The sequence below is a fragment of the Streptomyces sp. NBC_01478 genome (genome assembly GCF_036227225.1).
Taxonomy (GTDB): domain Bacteria; phylum Actinomycetota; class Actinomycetes; order Streptomycetales; family Streptomycetaceae; genus Streptomyces.
The window spans coordinates 8511537-8532040 of record NZ_CP109444.1 but is presented as its reverse complement, the minus strand read 5'-3'; the positions used below and the strand labels follow the sequence as shown (position 1 = coordinate 8532040).

Below are 20504 nucleotides of genomic sequence, written 5' to 3'. Positions count from 1 at the left end.
GGGCGGCGAAGCCGGAATTCCGACTCCACCGCCCTGACCTGCTAGTTCACCTCAGGCAGATGCCCTGACTCAGCTACATCCGCTGGTCGAGCCGCACCCCTCGCAGATGTAGCAGGAACCGGCCCGCTGCATCTTCGTACCGCAGGAGAAGCACAGCGGGGCGTCGGCCTGGATGCCGAGCTGCATCTCCACCAGTTCGGCGCTGGTGTGCGCCTGCTGCGGAGCGGGCTTGGGCGCCTCGGCCACGGCCTTCGGCGGGGCCACGGCCTTCAACTCCTGGGCGAGCGGCGCCGACTGGGCCAGGCCCTCTACGTCGACCTCGTCCTCCGTCGGCTCGTACGAACCGGTCTCCAGGTGACGCTGACGCTCCTCGGCGGAGTGGATGCCGAGCGCGGAGCGCGTCTCGAAGGGCAGGAAGTCGAGCGCCAGGCGACGGAAGATGTAGTCGACGATCGACTGCGCCATCCGCACGTCCGGGTCGTCCGTCATGCCGGCCGGCTCGAAGCGCATGTTCGTGAACTTCGAGACGTACGTCTCCAGGGGCACGCCGTACTGCAGGCCTACGGAGACGGCGATCGAGAAGGCGTCCATCATGCCCGCGAGGGTCGAGCCCTGCTTGGACATCTTCAGGAAGACCTCGCCGAGACCGTCGTCCGGGTAGGAGTTGGCGGTCATGTAGCCCTCGGCGCCGCCGACCGTGAAGGAGGTCGTGATGCCCGGGCGGCCCTTGGGGAGACGCTTGCGGACGGGGCGGTACTCGACGACCTTCTCGACCGCGGTGCGGATGGTCTCCTCGGCCTTGGCGGTGACCTCGACCTTCTCCTTCTCCTTGGTCTTGGCGGAGAGGGGCTGGCCGACCTTGCAGTTGTCGCGGTAGATCGCGAGCGCCTTGACGCCCAGCTTCCACGCCTCGAAGTAGACCTCTTCGACGTCCTCGACGGTCGCCGTCTCCGGCAGGTTGACCGTCTTGGAGAGCGCGCCGGAGATCCAGGGCTGGATCGCGGCCATCATGCGCACGTGGCCCATCGCGGAGATGGAACGCTCGCCCATGGCGCAGTCGAACACCTCGTAGTGCTCCTGCTTGAGGCCCGGGGCGTCGATCACATTGCCGTTGTCGGCGATGTGGGCGACGATCGCCTCGATCTGCTCCTCCTGGTAGCCCATGCGACGCAGGGCCTGCGGGACGGTGCCGTTGACGATCTGCATCGAGCCGCCGCCGACCAGCTTCTTGAACTTGACCAGGGCGAGGTCGGGCTCAAGTCCGGTGGTGTCGCAGGACATCGCGAGACCGATGGTGCCGGTCGGGGCGATGACGGACGCCTGCGAGTTACGGAAACCGTTCTTCTCGCCGAGGTGCAGCACGTCCTGCCAGGACTCCGTGGCCGCGGCCCAGATGGGCGTGTCCAGGTCGTCCGCGCGCGGGGCCACGGCGTTGGCGTCGGCGTGCTGCTTCATGACACGCAGGTGCGGCTGCTCGTTGCGGGCGTAGCCGTCGTACGGGCCGACGACCGCGGCGAGTTCGGCGGAACGCTTGTACGACGTGCCGGTCATCAGGGAGGTGATGGCACCCGCGAGGGCACGGCCGCCGTCGGAGTCGTACGCGTGGCCGGTCGCCATCAGCAGGGCGCCGAGGTTGGCGTAGCCGATGCCGAGCTGGCGGAACGCGCGCGTGTTCTCGCCGATCTTCTGCGTCGGGAAGTCCGCGAAGCAGATGGAGATGTCCATCGCGGTGATGACGAGCTCGACGACCTTGGCGAAGCGCTCGACCTCGAAGGACTGGTGGCCCTTGCCGTCGTCCTTCAGGAACTTCATCAGGTTCAGCGAGGCGAGGTTGCACGACGTGTTGTCCAGGTGCATGTACTCGCTGCACGGGTTCGAGCCGTTGATACGGCCGGACTCCGGGCACGTGTGCCACTGGTTGATGGTGTCGTCGTACTGGATGCCCGGGTCGGCGCAGGCCCAGGCGGCCTCGGCCATCTTGCGGAAGAGCTCCTTGGCGTCGACCTCCTCGATGACCTCGCCGGTCATACGGGACGTCAGGCCGAACTTGTCGCCGTTCTCGACGGCCTTCATGAACGTGTCGTTCACTCGGACCGAGTTGTTGGCGTTCTGGTACTGCACCGACGTGATGTCGTCGCCGCCGAGGTCCATGTCGAAGCCCGCGTCACGCAGCGCGCGGATCTTCTCTTCTTCCTTGACCTTGGTCTGGATGAAGTCCTCGATGTCGGGGTGGTCGACGTCCAGGATGACCATCTTGGCCGCGCGGCGGGTGGCGCCACCGGACTTGATGGTGCCCGCGGAGGCGTCGGCGCCGCGCATGAAGGAGACCGGACCGGAGGCGTTGCCACCGGAGGAGAGCAGCTCCTTGGAGGAGCGGATGCGGGACAGGTTCAGGCCGGCGCCGGAACCGCCCTTGAAGATCATGCCCTCTTCCTTGTACCAGTCGAGGATCGACTCCATGGAGTCGTCGACGGCCAGGATGAAGCAGGCCGAGACCTGCTGGGGCTGCGGGGTCCCGACGTTGAACCAGACGGGGCTGTTGAAGCTGAAGACCTGGTGCAGGAGGGCGTACGCCAGCTCGTGCTCGAAGATCTCGGCGTCGGCGGGCGAGGCGAAGTACTTGTGGTCCTCGCCGGCCTTCCGATACGTCTTCACGATGCGGTCGATGAGCTGCTTGAGGCTCACCTCGCGCTGCGGGGTGCCCACAGCGCCGCGGAAGTACTTGCTGGTGACGATGTTGACCGCGTTCACCGCCCACTCGGCGGGGAACTCGACGCCACGCTGCTCGAAATTGACCGAGCCGTCGCGCCAGTTGGTCATGACGACGTCACGACGCTCCCACTCCACCTCGTCGTACGGATGCACGCCAGGGGTGGTGTGAATACGCTCGATGCGCAGTCCCTTGGTGGCCTTGGTGCCCTTCGCGCGGGAACCTCGTGCCGGACCGCTCGCCGTCTCTGTCATGCCGCCTCCCTCTACAGGCAAAAACGCCCTGAAATGCCACGATGTTCCCGTGGCAGAGTGTTTGTCTGGTGTCACGGCAGCCCACACGCTCATGGCTCCGCGACAAGTCCTGGTCCACCGCCGCCCGACCGGACCCGGGGTCTCCGCCCGGTTCCGGCCCGTCGGTCAGTCGGCGGAGTGGGCGGGCACGGGGACCTGAACAGTCCCTCCGGACCCGCCGTCGTCTTGCTGGCTCCCCGATACCGCGTCTTCGTCGTCCGCGGCGGGGCCTGGCGTCGCTTCCCGCAGTTCCACGATCGCGGCCTCGAAGTCCTCGAGCGAGTTGAACGCCCGGTAGACGGAGGCGAATCGCAGATAGGCGACGAGGTCGAGCTCCTGCAACGGGCCGAGTATGGCCAACCCGACGTCATGGGTGGTCAGTTCGGCGCTTCCGGTGGCCCGCACCGCCTCTTCGACCCGCTGGCCGAGCTGGGCGAGTGCGTCCTCGGTGACAGGCCGTCCCTGGCATGCCTTGCGCACACCGTTGATGACCTTGGTGCGGCTGAAAGGCTCGGTGACTCCGGACCGCTTGACCACCATGAGCGAGCACGTCTCCACGGTCGTGAAACGACGGGAGCAGTCAGGGCACTGGCGGCGCCGGCGGATCGACGTGCCGTCATCGGTCGTACGGCTGTCGACGACACGGCTGTCGGGGTGCCTGCAGAAGGGGCAGTGCATGGTCTCCAACCCTCCCTCACAGCAGACTCAATAGCCTCGTGAGACCTCTTGGACCTCTCGAAGCAGCCCCAAGCATAGGCGATGGCCGAGACTCCGGAGACCCGGGGGACCACAACTTCTGGGCTGCTGCCGCAATCCAACCACTAGATGTGGTGATTGGCTCACACAAACACGCTGCACGCGCGTGTCGCACCCGTATTGGCATGTGCCATACGACCGTCCCGTCGCCCCGAACACGCGGGCGCACAGCCGTACCGCCAGGCCACTTACGGGGATACCGTGAACGCGGCACGGAGGAGGCGTGGGGCTCCCGCGCAGAACGGGACCGGCCCCCGACCGCCGGGACACCGGGTGGCAGACTGAGCGACAACCCACGAGGCCACCACCCCGGCGGCGAAGAGTACAACAATGAACTCTTTTGTCCGCCAGGTGCCACGTTGGCCATACACCCAGACGCATGATCGCGACAGGCTATCCGCGTTTTTTCACTCGAACGTGTGTTTGGCGCAACCTTTCGAAAGCAACTACCGTTGTCCAGCAGGGAGACCATCGAGAGGGGCCGACGTGACCACCACCGCAGACAGTGCCACCATCACTGCCCAGGATCGCTCCCAGGGCCGACTCGAGCCGGTGCATGCAATGAACGAAGCCGCGAATCCCGAGGGACACAAGCGCTCCCTGCCGGGCCGACCTCCCGGCATCCGGGCGGACAGCTCGGGACTCACGGACCGGCAGCGCCGGGTGATCGAGGTCATCAGGGACTCGGTGCAGCGACGGGGCTACCCGCCGTCGATGCGCGAGATCGGCCAGGCCGTGGGCCTGTCCAGCACATCCTCGGTCGCACACCAACTGATGGCACTGGAGCGCAAGGGCTTCCTGCGCCGCGACCCGCACCGCCCGCGCGCGTACGAGGTCCGCGGCAGCGACCAGTCCTCGTCGGTGCAGCCCACGGACACCGCGGGCAAGCCCGCCGCGTCGTACGTCCCGCTGGTGGGCCGGATCGCCGCCGGTGGCCCGATCCTCGCCGAGGAGTCGGTCGAGGACGTCTTCCCCCTCCCCCGCCAACTGGTCGGTGACGGTGAGCTGTTCGTCCTCAAGGTCGTCGGTGACTCGATGATCGAGGCCGCGATCTGCGACGGCGACTGGGTGACCGTGCGCCGCCAGCCGGTCGCCGAGAACGGCGACATCGTGGCCGCCATGCTCGAAGGCGAGGCCACCGTCAAGCGCTTCAAGCGCGAGGACGGCCACGTCTGGCTCCTCCCGCACAACTCGGCCTACGAGCCGATCCCCGGCGACGACGCGACGATCCTCGGCAAGGTGGTGGCGGTGCTGCGGCGCGTGTGACGGCGGCTGCGGCGGGCGGGCCACATCGGCCCGGCCCCCTGACCGGACCCCGGGACCCCTGCGCCGGTTCCGGGGTCCTGTGCTGTGCGGACCCCGGTGGCAGCCGGTTGTCGATGCGGTGTCGGGCCGGCGCGCCGGGCCGACACCGCCCCGAATCACTCCGATGCGGCTTCCTCCTGCTTCGCCTTCGCGTCGATCGCCGCCAGAGACCTACGGGCCTGGTTACGGTCGGTGGTGTACCAGAAGTCGGGCAGTGACGCCTTGAGATAGCTGCCGTAGCGGGCGGTGGCCAGCCGTTGGTCGAGCACGGCGACCACGCCTCGGTCTCCCGACGCACGGACGAGGCGACCTGCTCCCTGGGCCATGAGGAGCGCCGCGTGCGTGGCGGCCACCGCCATGAAGCCGTTGCCCCCGGCGTCCTCCACCGCCTTCTGGCGGGCGCTCATCAGCGGGTCGTCCGGACGCGGGAACGGGATCTTGTCCATGACGACCAACTGGCAACTGGGTCCGGGGACATCGACGCCCTGCCAGAGCGACAGCGTGCCGAAGAGACAGGTCTTCGGGTCGGCCGCGAAGTTCTTGATCAGCTCGCCGAGCGTCTCCTCGCCCTGGAGCAGGATCGGGTACTCCGGGATACGGGAACGCAGCTCCTCGGCGGCGAGCTGGGCGCCCCGCATCGAGGAGAAGAGGCCCAGGGTGCGACCGCCGGCCGCCTGGATCAGCTCCGTCAACTCGTCCAGCATGTCGGCGCGATCGCCGTCCCGCGCGGGGCGCGCGAGGTGTTTGGCGACGTACAGGATGCCCTGCTTCGGGTAGTCGAAGGGCGAGCCCACGTCGACGCCCTTCCACTGCGGCAGATCGTCGCCCGCCGTGCCCTCGGGGGCGAGGCCCAGGGAGGCCCCTACGCCGTTGAAGTCGCCGCCGAGCTTCAGCGTCGCGGAGGTCAGGGTCACCGAACGGTCCGCGAAGAGCTTCTCCCTCAGCAGGCCCGACACGGACATGGGGGCGACGCGCAGGGAGGCCCCGAAGCGGTCGTGGCGTTCGTACCAGACGACGTCCCACTCGGAGCCGTTGGTGATCCGCTCCGCCACGTCGTGCACGCTCTCCACGGAGGCCAGCGCCTGCTTGCGGACCGCGTCCTCGTCCTGCACGGACTTGTCGCGGGTGGCGCCGATCGCGGAGATCACCGTACGGCAGGCGTCGCGCAGCGCCATGAGGGCGTAACCGAGGTCCTCCGGGATCTCCTCCAGGCGGCCCGGCAGGGCGAGCTCCATCAGCCGCTCGAAGCCCTCGGCGGCGGTCTGGAGCTGATCGGCGGCCTTCTCGTTGGCCAGCTTCGCGGCCCGGCGCACCGCGCGGTTGACCTGGCCCGGGGTGAGCTCGCCGGTGGCGACTCCAGTGACCCGGGAGACCAGTTCATGGGCCTCGTCGACGATCAGCACCTCGTGCTGCGGGAGGACGGGGGCACCTTCGATGGCGTCGATCGCGAGCAGCGCGTGGTTCGTGACGACGACGTCGGCGAGCTTGGCGCGCTCGCGGGCCGCCTCGGCGAAACACTCCGCTCCGTAGGCGCACTTCTGGGCGCCCAGGCACTCACGGGAGGACACCGAGATCTGCGCCCACGCGCGGTCGGAGACTCCGGGCGTGAGGTCGTCGCGATCGCCGGTCTCGGTCTCTTCCGTCCAGTCGCGCAGCCGCAGCAGGTCCTGGCCCAGCTTGCTGGTGGGGGCGGCCGCCTCGAACTGGTCGAAGAGGCCCTCCTCCTCGTCCTGCGGCATGCCCTCGTGGAGTCGGTGCAGGCACAGGTAGTTCGACCTGCCCTTGAGCATCGCGAACTGGGGGCGGCGGCGCAGGACAGGATGCAGTGCGTCGACCGTGCGCGGCAGGTCGCGTTCCACCAGCTGACGTTGGAGCGCGAGCGTGGCGGTCGCTACGACCACCCGCTCACCGTGCGCGAGCGCGGGCACGAGGTAGCCGAGCGACTTTCCGGTGCCGGTGCCTGCCTGGACCAGCAGATGGGAGCCGTCGTCGATCGCCTCCGCGACGGCTTCGGCCATGGTCACCTGGCCGGGGCGCTCCGAACCGCCGACGGCAGTGACGGCAGCATGCAGGAGTTCGGGGAGTGAGGGCTTCGTCATAGCCCGACCACCCTACGGGGCGGGACTGACAACCGGGTGATCAAGGCTGGACGGAGGGGGTGGATCAAGACCGGGGGCTTTTGGGTGGGGGTGGTTTTTGTTCGGGTGGGGATCGGGTCGGTTCGGGTGGGGATCGGTTTGGAGCGGACGGGAGTTCGTTCGGGGAGTGGAAGTTGGTGCGTGGAGGTCGGGGCCCTGGAGATGGAGGTCGGAGCGACGCCGAGCGGCGCGACGACGGCCGGAATCCGATTCGAGGGAGTGGGAACCGGATCGGACCGAGCGCTGTACCAAAAGTGATGGCGCGCCCACGTGGCGCTACAGCAGATCACGCACGGAACGGTCTCGGACCATGAGGGCGGCCCGCTTGGCGGGCAGGTCGATCTCGGCGGAGAACCGGAAACCGGCGCCCAGGAAAGCGGCCACAGAAGGGGTGTTGCGAATGTCGGGCTCCGCGACGATGCGAGCGCAGGTGAGGCGCTTGTCGAGGACGAGGTCGGCGACGGCTCGAAGGAGGGTGCCGCCCAGCCCTCTTCCTCGGTCGGTGCCGCTACCGATGAGGAGGTGAATCCCGGTGTCGTGCGGTCGGGCGGGGTAGTGGCGGGCCAGGGGGTCGAGGTCCGCCCGGTAGAGCTCCCAGTAGCTCATGGGGGTCCCGTCCAGCACGCCGAGACAGGGAACGCTGTGTCCGTCACCGGTGAGTTGGACGCGCAGGTGGTCCTCGGTCAGTGCCTGAGGGCCGGCCAGTTCCCAGAACTCTGCGACGGCAGGGTCATTCATCCAGCGGTTGATCAGCGGCAGGTCGCGTTCGATGTGGACAGGGAGGAGGTGGAAGGTGCCTGCGGGGGTGTGGGTCGGCCCCCAGTCGCCGACGCGGTCGAGGAGGTCGTCGCCGGGCGGGATATGGGAGTTGGGCGAGACTTCGGAGGCGGACGCGGCGTCGGAGGCGGGCCGGGTCGTGTCCTCCGCGTCCTGTGGCGGGATCTGTCGCCCGACGGTGTCGGCCTCGTCGAGGGCGACGGGATCGAGGTCGACCGGATCGGGGACGGTCGGATCAAGGGCGGCCGGACCAGGGGCGGATGTGTGGCGGACTACCGCGTCGCAGGCTGCCGCACGGTGGAGTACCGCGTCAGTTGCGTCCGCCTCGGCGCAGAGCGCGATGAACTCCTCGGGCAGGCGGAGGTCGAGGGTGTCCTCGCCGTCCGTGCCGGGGCATTGGCTCGCGTTCGCGCTGGTGCCCAGGTCGGAGCCGGGGGCGGTCGCGGTGTCGGCGCTCGCATCGATGGGAGGCACGGTGACGCTCCTCTCAGGAGATGGGGTGGGTCATGTTCCCCAGGTGCGAAGGGAGTTGGTGGTGGTCGGGATTGGTCGGCGCTGGTCGGGATCGACGGGGGTCAGTGGCGGTCGAAGTCGGAAGGAGCCGGTGCTGGTCAGGGCTGGAGACAGTTGCTGACGGTCGGAGCCGCAGACAGTTGCCGACGGTCCGAACCGGAGGCCGTTGGTGGTGGTCGGATCGGGAGGCCGCTGATGGTGGCCCTCGTAGCCAGGGATGGCTAGCAATGAAGGGGGTTCGCGATGGTGACGTAGACGGACTGGGTGTCGACCGGGCCGACGAGTTCGTCGAGGCCGTGCAGCCGGGTCAGCAGGTTGGCCTTGCAGCGCAGGACGGGTGAGTCGAGCAGGCGGGCCGGCAGGGTGGTGCGCAACCGGGCGGGACCGGAGGCCACATCGCCGAGGAAGCGGCGGAAGGCGGAGAGCAACAGCCGCTCGTCGGCGAGGCGTTGTGAGCCGAACGCTCCGATGAGACCGAGCACGTTGTTGATGGCGAGGTAGTACGCGAAGCGTTCGTCGGTGACCTCGTCGGAGACGAAGGTGTCGCTGTGTTCGCCGATGCCGGGCAGCCGGGCGTCGAGTTCCGCACGCCGGGATGCGCGGAAGTAGTAACCCTGGTTGTCGCGGTAGCGGCCGCCCACGGGCCAACCTTCACCGTCCAGCAGAAGCAGTGTGTTCTGCTGGTGTGCCTCCAGGGCGATCCCCGCCTCGCTGTCCAGCCACAGCACGGGACGGACGACCTGCTCCAGGTAGCGCAGGAACCACTCGGCGGCGACGGCTCCGCAGGACCGGCCGGTACGCGCGGCGAGGCCCGTGACGACCTCGGCCAGTCGGGACCGCAACTGCGGTGCGCCGGACGCGGAGTGGCCGGTGTGCGAGGTTGTCGCCGGTCCACCGGCGGTGGCGCTGCGTCCGACGTACGGCCGGAGTGAGACGAGCCCGGCGACGCAGGACACATCGTCGGACGCGCTGAACGGGTTGTGCCGGATCACCACGTCGATGCCGGCCAGGGGAACACGGGCACCGCGCTCGCCATGGCCAACGCGGTCGACACCGTTCGCGCCAAGGTCGGCATCGCACTCACCCGCACCCGCACTCGCACTCGCACTCGCACCACGCTCCCCCGAGTCGACGCCATACGCATCCAGCGCGTCGACGGCCAGCCACGCCGGGTCGCGGACGATGTCGAAGCCCGGGTGAATGGCGTGCCAGTGCTGGGACAGGCCGGTGCGGAGCAGGCGGTGTACCTCGACGCCTCGGTGGAGTTCTTTGCGGAGGTTCTCACGGCGGGAGTTGGTGATGCGGAGGCCCAGGGAGAGCTTGAGCATGGCGGGGGCGCCGGATTGGTGGACGGTTCGCACGGAGGACGTGGGGTGCCACGGGGCGCCATGGTTGCCGAGGTCCTGGATCAGACCGGCGTCGAGCAAGGCCGCGATATCGGCACGGTGTTGGATCTCGCGCCACTGCCACGGGTGAAGGGGAAGAGCGGCATGGCCTTCGGGCAACGGCAGTTCGGGGCCGGCGAGTCGGGCCGTGAGGTGGGCGGCGGGGACAGGTCGGCCGCGTTCGGTCCAGGCCGAGTCGGTGGCGACCACGGCAGGGGCGACAGCCAGCCAGTGCAGCGGGAAGGCGCCGCGCAACTCCGGTGAGTACAGGCGGGCTTCGGCCTCGGAGAGGCCCTCGCGGCTCTTCGGGGTCGGGTGCAAAGGGTGGCCGAGCAGAAGAGCTTGTTCGGCGGAGAGGAAGAGATCGGGACCGTCGGCCGGGCGTGCGCGGCGGTCGGTGACGAAGGTGACGGTACGGCGGACGGAGTCGGCTACGCGGGCCACCAGATCGGTCACGGTTTCGGGTGCTGTTGCAGGTGCCGTTGTGAGTGCTGTTGCGGATGCCCTCGTCGCTGCCACTGTCACCGCTTCGTCGACAGCCGAGGGTGCGCCGGGAAGTGCCGAAGTCGAGAGGGCGGTGGGGACTGGCGACACGTCGGCGACCCCGGCGACGTGATCGGCGCCCTTCGCCTCCCCTCTCGCGGAGGTGGTCGCAGTGTCGGCACCCGCTACAGAGCCGCCGCCGTGCACAGCCGTCTCTCTGGCGAGCAACGCCGCGACCGTCACCGCGTCGGCCGGTGGTGCGCCGTGGGGAACGTTGGACAGATACGGAAGGCCGAAACGGTGCCAGCCCGTCGGGGACCAGTAGTGGACCTTGGCGAGCAGGGCCGTGTTGCTGGCAGGGAGGGGGATGAGGAGGGTGCCGTTGGTGGGGGCGGGGAGGTTCGTTTCGCGCACCCAGCAGCGCAGGAGATTCTCGACGGCTGCGGTCTGGGCGACGGTGTGGGGGTCGGGGTGTTCCAGGAGGTCGGCGATTGTGCCGCGCGGTTGACCGACTTCCGGGCTACGGGGCTGCTGCCGGGGAACGGACTCGCGAGACGACGACACCGACTCCGACGCAGACTCCGTCAGGGTCTGCGTGTGTCGAAGGATCGCCTCGTAGGAGTGGCCGTCAGAGGTGGGCGTGGGATTCAAGACTGTTCCTCGGGAGGTGTTTCGGAGTGGGAATCGGGTGGGATCGAGTCCCGGTGTTCTGGGGCGCGTTGAGCTCGGGTGTTCTGCAACTGGTGCTGCGGCCAAGCCGAGTTGGTCCGGGGTGGCGCTCTGCCCTCCAGAGCGGTCGCTCCGGCGTACCAGTGGCGACTGGGCGACTGATCGACGTACCGATGCGTCGAAGTAGCAGCCCATCCACGCACGCGAACGCATCGATCACACCGTCTGCGGCGCACTACCCGGCCCACTCGGAGTGACGGGCAGTACGCCCGCCAGTACGCCCGCGCTGCCATCAGTCTGACCTCGGGCTACGGCCTCCACCGCGCCGGCGACTCCCGGGGCGACGGGACAGGGGCCGTCCACGGGCCGTTGCAGCGCGACCATGTTCGACACGCACCACCCGCCTGCACCGCTCCCAGCCACGAAGTCGACCCCGGTCTTCAACCCCCGCCCCCGCACATCCCCCATACCGGCGAACTCACCGACCAGCCGCCGGAGTTGAGCAAGCACCCGCGCGCTGAGCTGAGCCGCGCGTCCAGCGGGGCCGTTCTCGCAGACGAAGGCGAGACTCGCGCTACCTGCGGCCATGGCGAGTCGGTTGGCGCGGAACGCGTCTGCGGAGGTGCGGATCATTCCGGCGGGGTTCGGCACCTCGGAGTTGGGGTCGTCGAGGGCATGGCGCGGGGCGCCCGATTCGAGGACGCCGCAGATCGCCTCACGGGCCACGGGGTGGTTGTGCCCGACGGACAGAGTCCCGGTGCCCGAAGCACAGTCCAAGTAGCGGCGGCCGTCAGCGCCTTCGGCAGCCAGGCCACACGCGTGCACCGGCACCGGCACATCGGAAAGGGCCCGCGCATAGCCCCGTGCCGCCGACTCGCGCACCGACCGAGGCCCCACGCCTCCCTCCCCCACCCCGCGCACCACCGCGCGCCCACCGCAGAGTCCGCGCACCCCACCCCCACCGGGCCGCCATCTCCCGTACGCAGACGCCGAGTCGGCCACGGTTCTCTGTCCCTCCCGCTGTCCGAAGGCGAGTTGAGGTCGCGCGTCGCCATGGGCGCAGGGGACCGCGCATCGACAGCAGGCCCCCCATCGCTACCAACCCCGCACCGCCCACGGGGTTACGGGTCGCCTCAAGATCCTTGCCGTGACGGAACCGTTGCCGTTCCGTGGGAAGTCCCCCACAGCGAGCGCATAGTGTGTGGTGCCGTTCCCGAAGGCAGTGAGTTCAGCGTGAACTCACCATGAGTTCCGGCTGAGATCACAGCCGTGGCGCACCATCCGTTCACCCAGGGGGAGTTAGACCATGCGATCGATACGGCCGTCCTTCACCGCCCGTCGAGGGAGGGGCGCGCGTCGCGGAACCTCCCCCGTGCTGGCCGTTGTTGCCCTCACCTCGGCGCTCGCGCTCACCGCGACCGCGTGCGGTTCCAGTGACACGAAGGCCGATGGCAAGTCCACCGCGTCCGCCACCAGCAGTGACACCGGTGACGGCAAGATCAAGATCCCGGACGACATCAAGGACAAGCTCAAAGAGCACGGGATCGACATCGACAAGTGGAAGGACGGCGCCTGGAAGAACTGGGACAAGGACGACTGGCTGCGCGAGGCCGACGACTACATCAACCCGATCATCAAGGGGTTGTGGAGTTCCGGCCGGATGCAGGACGCCAACGACCCGGACACGGGCGTCGACACCAACGACATCTCCGGTGACCAGGGCGTGACCGACCCGACGCCCGCAGTGGTGGACGCGAAGGCCGTGTCGCCTACGTACCACGCCAACGCGGCGACGGCGGGCAAGGTGTTCTTCGACTCCCCCGAGGGCACGATGGTCTGCTCGGCGACGGTCGTGGAGGACCCGGCGCACCCGGGCAAGTCCAACCTGGTGTGGACGGCGGGCCATTGCGTGCACGCGGGCAAGAAGGGCGGCTGGTACCGCAACCTCGCGTTCGTGCCGTCGTACAACAACGCGGGCCGGACGGCAGCACAGTTGGAGACCGCGAGCCGGGACCAGGTCGCTCCGTACGGTGTCTGGTGGGCCGACTGGGCGCAGACCTCGCAGCAGTGGATCGACCAGGGCGGCGAGACCGGCGGGCAGGGTTCGTCGTACGACTACGCCGTGATCCATGTGACGCCCGAGAAGGGCAACGGGGGCAAGTCCCTTGAGGAGACGGTCGGTTCGGCCCTGCCGGTGAACTTCGGCGCGCCGGCCGTGCCGAAGGTGTCCAGCATCACGGCGACCGGCTACCCCGAGGCGAAGCCGTACGACGGTTCGACGCTGTATCAGTGCACGGACAAGCCGGGGCGCCTGTCGATCAACGCCTCGGACCCGACGATGTACCGCATCGGCTGCAGCATGACCGGCGGTTCGTCCGGCGGCGGCTGGGTCGAGACGGGCTCCGACGGCAAGCCGTCGCTGGTGTCCAACACCTCGATCGGGCCGGTGACTTCGGGCTGGCTGGCGGGGCCGCGGCTGGGTGATGTGGCCAAGGGTGTGTACGACTCGGTCAGCAAGAAGTTCGCCGGCCAGTAGGCGCGGCGGCAGGCACAGTCGGGGACGGGCGTCGGTGCGGTGTCTCACAGACCGCACCGCCTCACCGGCGTTCTTCCCCAACTCCCCTGGCGTGGTGGGGCGTTGAAACCGACCAGTGGTTTCCCCACAGCAGTCATCGCACCATGCGTTCCGCACGTACGCCTGCGCCGTGTCGACACCGACGCCGACGTGGATCCAAGACGGCTCGGAGACGGTCGGCGCCGCACTCGGCGGGGGCTTCTCGGCTCGCCGCCCGCGACGGAGGTCGGCTCGATGGGCGCCAGAACATGAGCAGGACGTACGGCGGTCAGTGACCCGCCGGTAAGCCACCTGTACGTCCGAAGGCTCGCCCCGGGTGGGGCGAGCCTTCGGAGTTACGAGTTACCGCGTTACGACCGGTCAGGCCAGCGGTGCCGGGACGTACGGTGCGAGGTCCGCCGCCAGTTCCTCGTGCACCCGCACCTTGAGCTGGGTGCCCTCCGGGGTGTGCTCCTCGGAGATCACCTCGCCCTCGGAGTGGGCGCGGGCGACCAGCTTGCCGTGGGTGTACGGCACGAGCGCCTCGATCTCGACCGAGGGGCGCGGCAGTTCACTGTCGATGAGCGCGAGCAGTTCGTCCATGCCCTGGCCGGTACGGGCCGAGACGGCGATGGAACGCTTCTCGTTCCGCATCAGCCGCTGGAGCGTCAGCGGGTCGGCCGCGTCCGCCTTGTTGATCACGACGATCTCGGGCACCTTGGTGGCGCCGACATCCCGGATCACCTCGCGTACGGCGGCCAGTTGCTCCTCCGGGAACGGGTGCGAACCGTCGACCACGTGCAGGATCAGGTCGGCGTCGCCGACCTCCTCCATCGTGGAGCGGAAGGCCTCGACCAGGTGGTGCGGCAGGTGCCGGACGAATCCGACGGTGTCGACCAGCGTGTAGAGCCGCCCGCCCGGGGTCTCGGCCCGGCGCACGGTCGGGTCGAGGGTCGCGAACAGCGCGTTCTCGACAAGGACGCCCGCGCCGGTCAGACGGTTCAGCAGGGACGACTTTCCGGCGTTGGTGTAACCGGCGATCGCGACCGAGGGCACCTTGTGGCGCCGGCGCTCCTGGCGCTTGATGTCGCGGCCCGTCTTCATGGCCGCGATCTCCCGGCGCATCTTCGCCATCTTCTCGCGGATACGACGCCGGTCCGTCTCGATCTTGGTCTCACCGGGACCACGGGTGGCCAGGCCGCCGCCCGAGCCGCCGCCCATCTGACGGGACAGCGACTGACCCCAGCCGCGGAGCCTCGGCAGCATGTACTGCATCTGCGCGAGCGCGACCTGCGCCTTGCCCTCTCGGGACTTGGCGTGCTGGGCGAAGATGTCGAGGATCAGGGCCGTACGGTCGATGACCTTGACCTTGACGACGTCTTCGAGGTGGATCAACTGGCCCGGGCTGAGCTCACCGTCGCAGATGACGGTGTCGGCGCCGGTCTCCAGGACGATGTCCCGCAGTTCGTTGGCCTTGCCCGAGCCGATGTAGGTGGCCGCGTCCGGCTTGTCGCGGCGCTGGACCACACCGTCGAGCACGAGGGCGCCCGCAGTCTCCGCGAGGGCGGCAAGCTCGGCGAGCGAGTTGTCCGCGTCCTGCACCGTGCCCGTGGTCCAGACGCCGACGAGTACCACGCGCTCCAGGCGGAGCTGTCGGTACTCGACCTCGGTGACGTCCTCGAGTTCGGTGGAGAGGCCGGCGACACGGCGCAGGGCCGCGCGCTCGGACCGGTCGAACTGGTCGCCGTCCCGCTCTCCGTCGATCTCGTGGCTCCAGGCGACGTCCTCTTCCATCAGGGCATCGGCCCGAAGACCTTCGGGGTAGGCGTGCGCGAGGCGCTCAGTGTCCTGGGAAGGGGAAGAAGAGGAGGTCATTGGGTCCTTACGTCGATGGGAGTCCTGCAAAGGTCATAACGTGCGAGCGCCTCCGGAGATTCCCGGTGGCTGCCGGGTGTGCCCCGGGTGACCCGCGCCGCCGACCCGACGATGGTCGCACGGCGCGGATCGCCACGTCACTGCCTTATTTCGCGGGTGCCTGCGACTTCCAGTCCAGGTGCCCCGGCATCGGCGGGGTCTTCTCGCCGTAGAGCCAGGCCTGGAAGAAGTCGCTCAGGTCGCGGCCGGAGATCGCGGAGGCGAGTTCCTCGAAGTCCGCCGTGGTGGCCGTGCTGTCGTGGTGGATGTGCACCCAGGCGCGCTCCAGGCGTTCGAAGGCCGGGCGGCCGATCTCCTGGCGCAGTGCGTAGAGGGCGAGGGCGGCGCCGTCGTAGACGTTCGGGCGGAAGATGCTGATCTTCTGGCCGGGCGCGGGTGCCTTGGGGAGTGCGGGCGGTCCTCCGGCGGCGCGCCAGCGGTCGGAGGCCGCGTAGGCCGCCTTCATGCGTGTCTCCATCGGCCGGTGCGCCTTCTCCTCGGCGTACAGCTCCTCGTACCAGGTGGCGTGTCCCTCGTTGAGCCACAGGTCGGACCAGGTGCGGGGGCTGACGCTGTCGCCGAACCACTGGTGGGACAGTTCGTGCACCATGATCGACTCGACGTACCACTTGGGGTAGGCGGGCTCGGTGAAGAGATCTCTCTCGAAGAGAGAGATCGTCTGCGTCTCGAGTTCGAAGCCGGTGGACGCGTCGGCCATGAGCAGCCCGTACGTCTCGAAGGGGTACCGGCCGACCTTGCCCTCCATCCAGGCGATCTGGTCGGGGGTCTTCTTGAGCCACGGTTCGAGCTGGTCGGCGTCCTTTGCGGGCACGACGTCGCGCATCGGCAGTCCGTGCGGTCCCGTTCGGTGCAGCACGGCGGAACGGCCGATGGACACCTGGGCGAGTTCGGTGGCCATGGGGTGCTGGGTGCGGTACGTCCAGGTGGTGTTCCCGCCGACCTTGTCGACGCCGGCCGGCAGTCCGTTGGCCACGGCCGTGTAGGCGTTGGGGGCGGTGACCCTGATGGTGAACAGCGCCTTGTCGGAGGGATGGTCGTTGCACGGGAACACCAGGTGCGCGGCGTCGGCCTGGTTGGCCATCGCGAGCCCGTCCTTGGTGCGTACCCAGCCGCCGTCCTGGCCCTTGGCGGACACGGGGTCGCTGGTGTGCCGCACGGTGATCCGCGTCCAGCTCCCTTCGGAAATCGACCTCTCCGGGGTCACGACCAGATCCTCACCGGCACTGGCGAAGGTCGCGGGCCGCCCGTCGACCTCGACCGAGTCCACGGTGCCGTGCGTGAAGTCGAGGTTGATCCGGTCCAGCGTCTCGGTCGTCCACGCGTCGATGGTGGTGACGGCCTGGAGCGGCTTGGTGTTGCTTCCGGGATACGTGAACGAGAGGTCGTACGACGCCACGTCGTACCCCGGGTTGCCCAGGGTCGGGAAGAGCCGGTCACCGACCCCCAGGGGCGTGGGCGGAGCACTCGCGGCGACGAGACAGACGGACACGGCGGAGGCGAGCAGCGCCGCCTTCAGCCGTCGGGAGTTCCTGGTGCGCGGCGGTGAGACCGGATCACCGGCGCGAGTACGGGGGATGCCGATGCCGGTCGTACCGGTGCGAGGGGTGAGCAGCATGCACCACCGCTACCAGCGCACACGTGCCCTACGGCGACGACTCGCGCCCGGCCCACTCGAACGGGGTCCTTCGGGGGTGCTACGGGGGCTTGGCGACCGGGGGCGCGTGCGCGGGGGTGTGTTTTCGGGGGCGGGGGCGCTCGGCGACGGGCGTGCTTCATGGGGTGCCGGTAAGAATGCTGTCACCAGCCGCAAACGGCGGTGATCTTGGGAGGGCGTCACCCGTGTGGGTGAGTCCGGGGCCGTACGGCTGCGGTGGGTGAAGCTCTGCGGGGACGATCGTCGATCGTGGCCCGTACTCCGCTGGACCTGGACCAACTCGTCGAGCACTGGACGCTGCTGAAGGACGAGCAGGCGCTCGTGTCCGGCAAGCGTGGTGCGACGCGACTGGGGTTCGCCGTGCTGCTGAAGTTCTACACGCAGTACGGCCGGTTTCCCCGAAACCGGGCAGAACTGCCCGGTGCGGCCGTGGAGTTCGTCGCCCGTCAGGTACAGGTTCCCGCCTTGGAGCTGGAGTCCTACGACTGGACGGGCCGCACGGTCGAGTACCACCGTGCGCAGATCCGGGAGCACCTCGGCTTCCGTGAGTGCAGCGTCGCGGACGCGGAGAAGCTGACGGCGTATCTGGCCGTGCACGTCGCGCACAAGGAGCGCAGGCCCGAGCAGGTCCGGGTGGAACTGCTGGTGCGCTGCCGCACGGAGAGCATCGAGCCTCCCGCATCGGGCCGGTGCGACCGCATTGTGGGGGCCGCTCTGCGAGCGGCCGAGGAGTCACTGACTGCCCTGATCTCCTCGCGCCTGACCGTGGAGAGCATCGAGCAGATCGTGGCTCTGGTGGCCGGCGCCGACCAGACGACGCCGGACCTGCGGGCGGCGGTACGGAGGGCGAGGACGCGCCGCCGGTGCTGGCGAAGGTCAAGGAAGCGCCGGGCAACGTGAGCCTGGAGACGATGCTCACCGAGATCGACAAGCTCCTGGCGGTGCGGGCGATCGGCCTGCCACGGGATCTGTTCATCGACGTCGCGCCGAAGGTCGTGGCCGGCTGGCGGGCGCGGGCCGCGGTGGAGTCGCCTTCCCACCTGCGGACGCACCCGGTGGCGCTGCGGGTGACCTTGCTGGCCGCACTGCTGCACGAACGGGAGCGGGAGATCACCGACACGCTCGTGGAGCTGCTGATCTCCACGGTGCACCGGATCGGGGCGCGGGCGGAGAAGAAGGTCACCGAGCAGCTCATCAACGCGTTCAAGAAGGTGTCGGGCAAGGAGAACATCCTCTTCAAGCTCACCGAGGCGTCGCTCGACACCCCGGAGGGGACGGTCCGCCAGGTCGTGTTCCCGGCGGTGTCCGGGGGCGAGGCGACGCTGCGGGAGCTGGTGCACGAGTTAAAGACCCGCGGTCCGGTCTACCGGAGCACGGTGCAGACGACGCTGAAAGCGTCGTACACCAACCACTACCGGCGCGGGCTGATCAAACTGCTGGACGTGCTGGAGTTCCGCTCCTCCAACCACACGCACCGGCCGGTGATCGAGGCCTTGGCGCTGGTGGCGCGGTACGCGAATGCGGGGAACACGACGTACTACCCGCTGGGTGAGACGGTGCCGGTCCACAAGGCGATGGGCGGGGACTGGGCGGAGGTCGTCCACCGCACCGACAAGCGAGGCCGGCGCCGGGTGGTGCGCATGGTCTACGAGGTCGTCGCCTTCCAGGCCCTGCGCGATCAGCTCAAGTGCAAGGAGATCTGGGTGGTCGGCGCCGACAAGTGGCGCAACCCGGACGAGGACCTGCCGCAGGACTTCGAGGCGAGGCGGGCGGAGAACTACCGGGAGCTGCGCAAGCCGCTGGACGCCGCGGTGTTCGTCGACGAGCTGCGCGAGCAGATGACGGCCGAGCTGACCCTGCTCAACGACGGGATGCCGAAGCTGTCCTGGCTGGACATCGCCGAGCGGAAGTCCGGGGTGATCCGGCTGACGGCGGCCGAGGCCCAGCCCGAGCCGCGCAACCTGCGCAGGGTCAAGGCCGAGGTGCAGAGGCGTTGGGGCGTTGGGGCGTTGTGCAGCTTGTCGACATGCTGAAGGAAGCGGTGCTGCGCACCGGCTGCCTGGACGCGGTCACCTCCGTCTCCGGCGGCGGCAGCCTCTCGGCGGAAGTGCTGGCCGAACGCCTACTGCTGGTGATCTACGCGTACGGCACGAACACTGGGATCAAAGCCGTGGCCTCCGGCGGCCACGGCCACACCGAGGACGAACTGCGCTACGTACGCCGCCGGTACCTGTCCGCCGAGGCCGCCCGCGCCATCGCCATCCAGATCGCGAACGCCACCTTCGCCGCCCGCAGCGCCCAGTTGTGGGGCCAGGGCTCGACGGCGGTCGCCTCCGACTCCACTCACGTACGCGCGTACGACCGGAACCTCTTCACGGAGTGGCACTCGCGCTACGGCGGACGTGGGGTGCTCATCTACTGGCACGTGGAAAAGAAGTCGCTGGCCATCCACTCCCAGCTGATCAACTGACCGCGTCCGAGGTCGCCGCGATGATCGAGGGCGCGATGCGGCACGGCACCACGATGGACGTGGAGACCAACTACACGGACAGTCATGGCCAGTCGGAAATCGGGTTTGGCATCACGAGGCTGCTGAACTTCGACCTGCTGCCGCGTATCAAGCGGATCAACAAGGTGAAGCTGTACCGGCCGGTGGCCGGCGAACCGGACGCGTACCCGCAGCTGACTCCGGCGCTGACCCGCCCGATCCGCTGGGAACTCATCACCCAGCAGTACGACCAGATGATCAAGTACGCGACCGCGATCCGGACCCGGACCGCGTCCACGGAGGCGATGATCCCGCGCCGCTTCACCCGCAACGCCTCTCACCCCACCTACGCGGCGATGCTGGAGGTCGGCCGCGCCCAGAAGACCATCTTCGTGGCCCGCTACCTGCGACTGCGCGACCTCCAGCGGGAGATCGAGGAGGGCCTGAACGTCATGGAGTCCTCCAACGGCGCGAGCTCCGTGGTCGCCTACGGCAAGGGTGGCGAGATCGTCTCGAACAGGCGCGACGAGCAGGAGATGTTCGTGCTGTGCCTGCGGATTCTGCAATCGGCTCTCGTCTACGTGAACACCCTGATGCTCCAGGACGTCCTCGGCGAACCGGAGTGGGCGGACCTCCTCACACCCGCCGACCGGCGCGGCCTGACCCCGCTCTTCTGGTCCCACGTCCGGCCGTACGGTGAGGTGAACCTCGACATGGGCGCCCGTCTCAACCTCGCCGCAGCTTCCGTACCGGTGCCCAGGGCCCCGACTGACCAGTCCGCGCGATCCACTGTGGAGAACGAATGAACCGGACCAGGCGCCACCGCCGAGTGGCTTGGGCCTGG

General features: G+C 68.9%; 12 protein-coding genes and 1 pseudogene. 5 read left to right on the top strand and 8 right to left on the bottom strand.

What is annotated here, in order from left to right; translation table 11 throughout:
- Positions 1-69: 69 nt before the first annotated feature.
- A complete protein-coding gene (locus OG223_RS38595) occupies positions 70-2964 on the bottom strand; it encodes a vitamin B12-dependent ribonucleotide reductase (RefSeq protein ID WP_329259036.1) in 2895 nt (964 codons plus the stop codon).
- Between the two features lie 165 nt (positions 2965-3129).
- Positions 3130-3681 carry a transcriptional regulator NrdR gene (gene nrdR / locus OG223_RS38590; protein ID WP_329259033.1) on the bottom strand — a complete coding sequence of 184 codons (552 nt, stop codon included), beginning with the start codon at positions 3679-3681 and terminating at the stop codon, positions 3130-3132.
- Positions 3682-4245: 564 nt separating this feature from the next.
- On the opposite strand from nrdR, the gene lexA reads away from it, so the two are divergent.
- A complete protein-coding gene (gene lexA, locus OG223_RS38585; RefSeq protein WP_026151025.1) occupies positions 4246-5025 on the top strand; it encodes a transcriptional repressor LexA in 780 nt (259 codons plus the stop codon).
- A gap of 155 nt (positions 5026-5180) precedes the next feature.
- On the opposite strand, the gene OG223_RS38580 is transcribed toward lexA, so the two are convergent.
- From OG223_RS38580 to OG223_RS38565, 4 genes are all read right to left on the bottom strand, one after another.
- A complete protein-coding gene (locus tag OG223_RS38580; protein WP_329259030.1) occupies positions 5181-7163 on the bottom strand; it encodes an ATP-dependent DNA helicase in 1983 nt (660 codons plus the stop codon).
- Between the two features lie 315 nt (positions 7164-7478).
- Complete coding sequence (locus tag OG223_RS38575) at positions 7479-8453, bottom strand: GNAT family N-acetyltransferase (protein ID WP_329259027.1); 975 nt, start codon at positions 8451-8453, stop codon at positions 7479-7481.
- 260 nt (positions 8454-8713) lie between these two features.
- Positions 8714-11011, bottom strand: coding sequence for an IucA/IucC family protein (locus tag OG223_RS38570; RefSeq protein ID WP_443073786.1), 2298 nt, complete (start codon positions 11009-11011; stop codon positions 8714-8716).
- Between the two features lie 234 nt (positions 11012-11245).
- On the bottom strand, positions 11246-11755 hold the full coding sequence (locus OG223_RS38565) for a hypothetical protein (protein WP_329259024.1): 510 nt from the start codon (positions 11753-11755) through the stop codon (positions 11246-11248).
- 580 nt (positions 11756-12335) lie between these two features.
- On the opposite strand from OG223_RS38565, the gene OG223_RS38560 reads away from it, so the two are divergent.
- Positions 12336-13565 (top strand): trypsin-like serine peptidase, encoded by a 1230-nt coding sequence (locus OG223_RS38560; protein WP_329259022.1) that lies wholly within the window; start codon positions 12336-12338, stop codon positions 13563-13565.
- A gap of 399 nt (positions 13566-13964) precedes the next feature.
- On the opposite strand, the gene hflX is transcribed toward OG223_RS38560, so the two are convergent.
- Both hflX and OG223_RS38550 read right to left on the bottom strand, forming a co-directional pair.
- Complete coding sequence (hflX, locus tag OG223_RS38555; RefSeq protein ID WP_329259017.1) at positions 13965-15458, bottom strand: GTPase HflX; 1494 nt, start codon at positions 15456-15458, stop codon at positions 13965-13967.
- Between the two features lie 145 nt (positions 15459-15603).
- Positions 15604-17133, bottom strand: coding sequence for a M1 family metallopeptidase (locus OG223_RS38550; protein WP_329259012.1), 1530 nt, complete (start codon positions 17131-17133; stop codon positions 15604-15606).
- 288 nt (positions 17134-17421) lie between these two features.
- On the opposite strand from OG223_RS38550, the gene OG223_RS38545 reads away from it, so the two are divergent.
- The 3 genes and pseudogenes from OG223_RS38545 to OG223_RS38535 all read left to right on the top strand — a co-directional run bounded on the left by OG223_RS38545 (position 17422) and on the right by OG223_RS38535 (position 20466).
- Positions 17422-18072 (top strand): DUF4158 domain-containing protein, encoded by a 651-nt coding sequence (locus OG223_RS38545; protein ID WP_329259009.1) that lies wholly within the window; start codon positions 17422-17424, stop codon positions 18070-18072.
- The gene (locus tag OG223_RS38540) at positions 18036-19205 is read left to right on the top strand and encodes a hypothetical protein (protein WP_329259006.1); all 1170 of its coding nucleotides are present in this window, start codon (positions 18036-18038) and stop codon (positions 19203-19205) included. The genes OG223_RS38545 and OG223_RS38540 overlap by 37 nt, the downstream gene beginning before the upstream one ends.
- Positions 19199-20466 (top strand): annotated as a pseudogene (locus OG223_RS38535) (transposase). Before OG223_RS38540 ends, OG223_RS38535 begins: the two are co-directional and overlap by 7 nt.
- Positions 20467-20504 lie beyond the last annotated feature (38 nt).